Annotated in this window: 4 protein-coding genes; all 4 read left to right on the forward strand. The window is 63.3% G+C overall.

Annotated elements, in window-relative coordinates; all coding sequences use genetic code 11:
- Positions 1-356 precede the first annotated feature (356 nt).
- Entirely contained in the window at positions 357-1,406 is a 1,050-nt protein-coding gene (locus GXP39_10140) for a dihydrodipicolinate synthase family protein (protein ID NOZ28395.1), read from the forward strand.
- A gap of 68 nt (positions 1,407-1,474) precedes the next feature.
- Complete coding sequence (locus GXP39_10145) at positions 1,475-2,419, forward strand: carbon-nitrogen hydrolase family protein (protein ID NOZ28396.1); 945 nt, start codon at positions 1,475-1,477, stop codon at positions 2,417-2,419.
- A gap of 141 nt (positions 2,420-2,560) precedes the next feature.
- Positions 2,561-3,037 carry a GNAT family N-acetyltransferase gene (locus tag GXP39_10150; protein NOZ28397.1) on the forward strand — a complete coding sequence of 159 codons (477 nt, stop codon included), beginning with the start codon at positions 2,561-2,563 and terminating at the stop codon, positions 3,035-3,037.
- Between the two features lie 12 nt (positions 3,038-3,049).
- A complete protein-coding gene (locus GXP39_10155) occupies positions 3,050-4,171 on the forward strand; it encodes a hypothetical protein (protein NOZ28398.1) in 1,122 nt (373 codons plus the stop codon).
- The last annotated feature ends 110 nt before the right edge of the window (positions 4,172-4,281 follow it).

Raw genomic sequence — 4,281 nt, forward strand, 5'->3', positions numbered from 1 at the left:
ACCATCATCGGCTGGGTGGCCGAGTGGGTGATGGCCGGCGGCCCCGTCTGGGACAAGCCGACCAAGTTCCAGGTGCGCGACGGCCGGTTCTAGAGGGATAAGGAACCGCAAAGGGCGCAAAGAGCGCAGAGGTTTTCAAATTTGTCCCTTCGTTGTGTATCAAAGCGCCGTCAGCGCGTGTTATTGCGAGCGGAGCGAGATAATCATAGGGGACGTCGCAAGAAACGTTTTCTCACGAATGAGGGCTTACAGCTCGCAGGATACATTTTTATAGTCCTCTTTGCGTCCTTAGCGCTCTTTGCGGTTAGCAGGGGTAGCCTTTCGTCGATTTTCATAACCAGGGGAGGTCTTGCTCGATGAGTGGAGACCTGGAGGACCTGCGCAACAGGCTGATGGAAGGGCTCGTCATCCCGGCCTGTCCTCTGGCCCTGACGCCGCAACGCAAGTTCGACGAGCGGCACCAACGCGCCCTGGTGCGCTACTACGTGGCGGCGGGGGCAGGTGGGCTGGCCGTCGGCGTTCACACGACCCAATTCGCCATTCACGATGCCAAGGTGGGTCTCTATCGTCCCGTGTTGGAGCTGGCCGCCGAGACGATCCGCGAGTCGGCGGTGCAGGGCTTCGTCAAGGTGGCGGGCCTGGTAGGCGACACGGCGCAGGCCGTCCGGGAGGCGGAGCTGGCCGTATCGCTCGGCTACGATTGCGGTTTGCTCAGTCTGGCCTCCTTCCGGGATGCCGATGAGGATCAGATCATCGCCCACTGCCGGGAGGTGGCCCGCGTGATCCCGCTGTTTGGGTTTTACCTGCAGACCGCGGTGGGCGGACGGGCGCTGCCCTATTCGTTTTGGCGGCGCTTTGTCGAGATCGAGGAGGTCGTGGCCATCAAGATCGCGCCCTTCAACCGTTATCAGACCCTCGATGTGATGCGGGCCGTGGCCGACTCGGGACGTGGGCGGGAGATCGCACTGTATACCGGCAACGACGATCACATCGTGGATGACCTGCTGACCGAGTTCCGCTTCGGGGAGGACGCGCCCCCGTTGCGGATCGTCGGTGGGCTGCTGGGGCACTGGGCGGTGTGGACACGCAAGGCGGTGGAGCTGCTGGGGATGTGTAAAGCCGCTTGGCGAGAGGGGAAGATCCCCGTCGAGCTCCTGACTCTCGGCATCCAGGTGACGGATTGCAACGCGGCCTTCTTCGACGCGGCCCATCACTTTGCCGGCTGCATCGTCGGCATCCACGAGGTGCTGGCGCGGCAAGGGCTGATGTCCGGTCGCCAGACACTGGACCCCAACGAGGATCTCTCGCCCGGCCAGAAAGAGGAGATCGACCGCGTCTACGCGGCCTACCCGCATCTGAACGACGACGCGTTCGTGGCCGAGCATCTGGACGAGTGGCTGGATTGAGGGGGGACGAAAGACGGAGGACGACAGACGAAGGCCCCTTCGTCCTTCGTCGTATGAAGGAGTGAGACATGGCGAACTACGTCAAGATCAGCACCATCGGCGCGAGACCGGTGGCGGGCAACCCGGGGACGGGGCAGGCGGCCGTGGATCGGATGATCGAACACTGGCGGGATCGGTTTGCCCAGGTCCTTCCCGACCGGCCTGATTTGATCCTGGTGCCCGAATGCTGTGATCGCTATCCCGAGCATTCCGTCGAGGAGCGTCTGGCCTACTATCGCTGCCGGGGGGATCAGATCGCCGACTTCTTCGCCAGCGTGGCCAGGAAGAACCGCTGCTATGTCGCCTATCCGGCCGTGCGGGAGATGCCCGACGGCACCTGGCGCAACGCCATCCAGCTCTTCGACCGCGATGGCGAGTCCATGGGCTTCTACCACAAGAATTACCCGGTGATCACCGAGACCCTCGAAGGGGGGATCCTGGCAGGGCGGGAGGCACCCCTGTTCGAATGCGATTTCGGGCGCGTGGGCTGCGCCATCTGCTTCGATCTCAACTTCGACGGCATCCGTCAGAAGTACGTGGCCTCGCGACCCGACATGATCCTGTTCGCCTCCATGTATCACGGCGGGCTGATGCAGAGCTACTGGGCGTATTCCTGCCGGGCCTATCTGGTGACCGCCATCGCCGGGCTGCCCAGCGGCGTGATCTCACCGGTCGGCCATCTCATCGCCACCTCCACCAACTACTTCGACTTCGTGACCACGACGGTGAACCTGGATTGCGCTGTGGTACACCTGGACTTCCACTGGGAGAAGCTTCGGGCGATGAAGGAAAGGTACGGCCCGAAGGTCTCCATCTTCGATCCCGGCTATCTAGGCGCGGTCCTGATCTCCAGCGAGGGCGAGGACCTGACCGTCGAGGACCTGATGCGTGAGTTCGAGATCGAGTCCCTCGACGACTATTTCGCCCGCTCCATCGCCCATCGCAACGATCCGAGGAACCTAGAGCCCGCCTGAGGCGTGTTTCAATAACCGCAAAGGGCGCGAAGGTTGCAGAGGAGAGAGAGGTTTTGGAGATCTTCGCATTTTTCCCCGCCCTTTTAGGTGTCTTTCTTAGTGTCTTGGTGACTTCGTGGTGTGTTTCGTATAGGAGGGCAGATGATCCGTCCGTATCAGCCGGAGGATCTGCCGATCATCATGGATATCGGCAATCGGGCCTGGCGTGAGATCTACCGGATGTTCCGAGAGACCTATGGCGATGAGCTCTTCGAGCTCCTGGTGCCGGACGAGAAGACGGCCAAGGGGGGGCAGATCCGGGCCCATTGCGAGCGGCACCCGGAATGGGTCTTCGTCTGCGAGGAGGGCGGCCGCATCGTCGGGTTCGTGACCTTCACCCTGGATTATGAGAGGCGGGTCGGGGAGATCGGCAACAATGCCGTGGACCCGGACTGTGGCCTGAAGGGGATCGGCCAGCAGATGTATGCGGCGGTCCTGGAGTACTTCCGCTCGCAGGGCATGTTGTACGCCAAGGTGGTGACGGGCCTGGACGACGCCCATGCGCGCGCCCGGCGGGCGTACGAGAGGGCCGGATTCCACATCCGCCACGAGGACGTCACGTACTACATGAAGCTGTGAGGTGGAGAGCCCATGGAACCATTGGATCGCTTTCTCGCCGTGATGGAGTATCGACCCGTGGACCGCGTGCCCAATTGGGAGTTGGGCGTCTGGCCGCAGACGCGCCAGCGATGGGAACGGGAGGGGCTGGATTCGACCCGGATGCACTGGGATTGGTTCGCCGGGGAGGCCGCCCTGGGCATGGACCCCAGGGAGTTCATCTTCTTCCGCAGGGACCCGATCCCTCCCTTCGAGCACGAAGTGTTGGAGGAGGACGATCGCACGGTGGTCTTCCGTGACGAGCTGGGGCGCGTCCGCAAGGCGTTGAAGGAGGGCACGGCAGACGGGGTGCGCATGTCGATGGACCAGTACGTCCGCTTCCCGGTGGAGACGATGGAGGACTGGCGGGCGATGAAGCGGCGCTTCGATCCCACGTCGCCTCAACGATACGAGCCGAACTGGCAGGTGACGCGCGTGGCCGGCTGGAAGCTGCGCCGACATCCGCTCATCTTCGGGCCTAACACGTCGACGGAGGGGTTCTACTGGTTCGCTCGGGAGATGATGGGGACGGAGGGGCTTTCCTATGCCTTCTTCGATCAGCCCATGTTGGTGCATGACATCATGGAATCCCGGGCGGACTTCCTGATCGAGGCGGCGCGGCCCATCCTGGAGCACACGACGGTGGAGTACATCACGCTCAGCGAGGACATGGCGATGAAGACCGGCCCGCTGCTGAGCCCGAACACGTACCGGGAGTTCATCTACCCTCGGCTCAAGCGGGTCGTCGAGTTCTACAAGTCCCATGGCGTGCGCTACGTCTGCATCGACACGGACGGCAACCCCGAGCCATTGCTGGGGATGATGATGGACGCCGGCGTGGATGTGGTCTGGCCATTGGAGCGCGCTGCCGGACAGGACCCGCTGCGCCTGCGGCGGAAGTTCGGCCGTTCGCTGCGGTTGTGGGGCGGCGTGGACAAGCGGGTGCTGGCCCAGGGGCCGGAGGCCATCGACGCCCATCTACGGGAGCTGGCCCCGCTGATCGAGGAGGGGGGATACATCCCTACCGTGGATCACACTGTCCCGCCGGACGTGAGCTGGGACAACTTCCGGTACTATATGGAGCAGAAGGAGCGACTGCTGCGAGGCGAGTTGTGACCTTCGCTGAAGATCAGCAGGCCGGGCTCCCACGCCCGGCCGGAAGGTAGCGCCAGCGTGGGAGCTGGCGCTGCCGTGGCGGAAGGGGAGCTCTCGTTGCTATGAGCAGG

The sequence above is a fragment of the Chloroflexota bacterium genome, assembly GCA_013152435.1.
Taxonomy (GTDB): domain Bacteria; phylum Chloroflexota; class Anaerolineae; order DUEN01; family DUEN01; genus DUEN01.

Coding starts and splice junctions, on each gene's coding strand:
- GXP39_10140 (NOZ28395.1), top strand. CDS start 357: ATGAGTGGAGACCTGGAGGACCTGCGCAACAGGCTGATGGAAGGGCTC.
- GXP39_10150 (NOZ28397.1), top strand. CDS start 2,561: ATGATCCGTCCGTATCAGCCGGAGGATCTGCCGATCATCATGGATATC.
- GXP39_10155 (NOZ28398.1), top strand. CDS start 3,050: ATGGAACCATTGGATCGCTTTCTCGCCGTGATGGAGTATCGACCCGTG.
- GXP39_10145 (NOZ28396.1), top strand. CDS start 1,475: ATGGCGAACTACGTCAAGATCAGCACCATCGGCGCGAGACCGGTGGCG.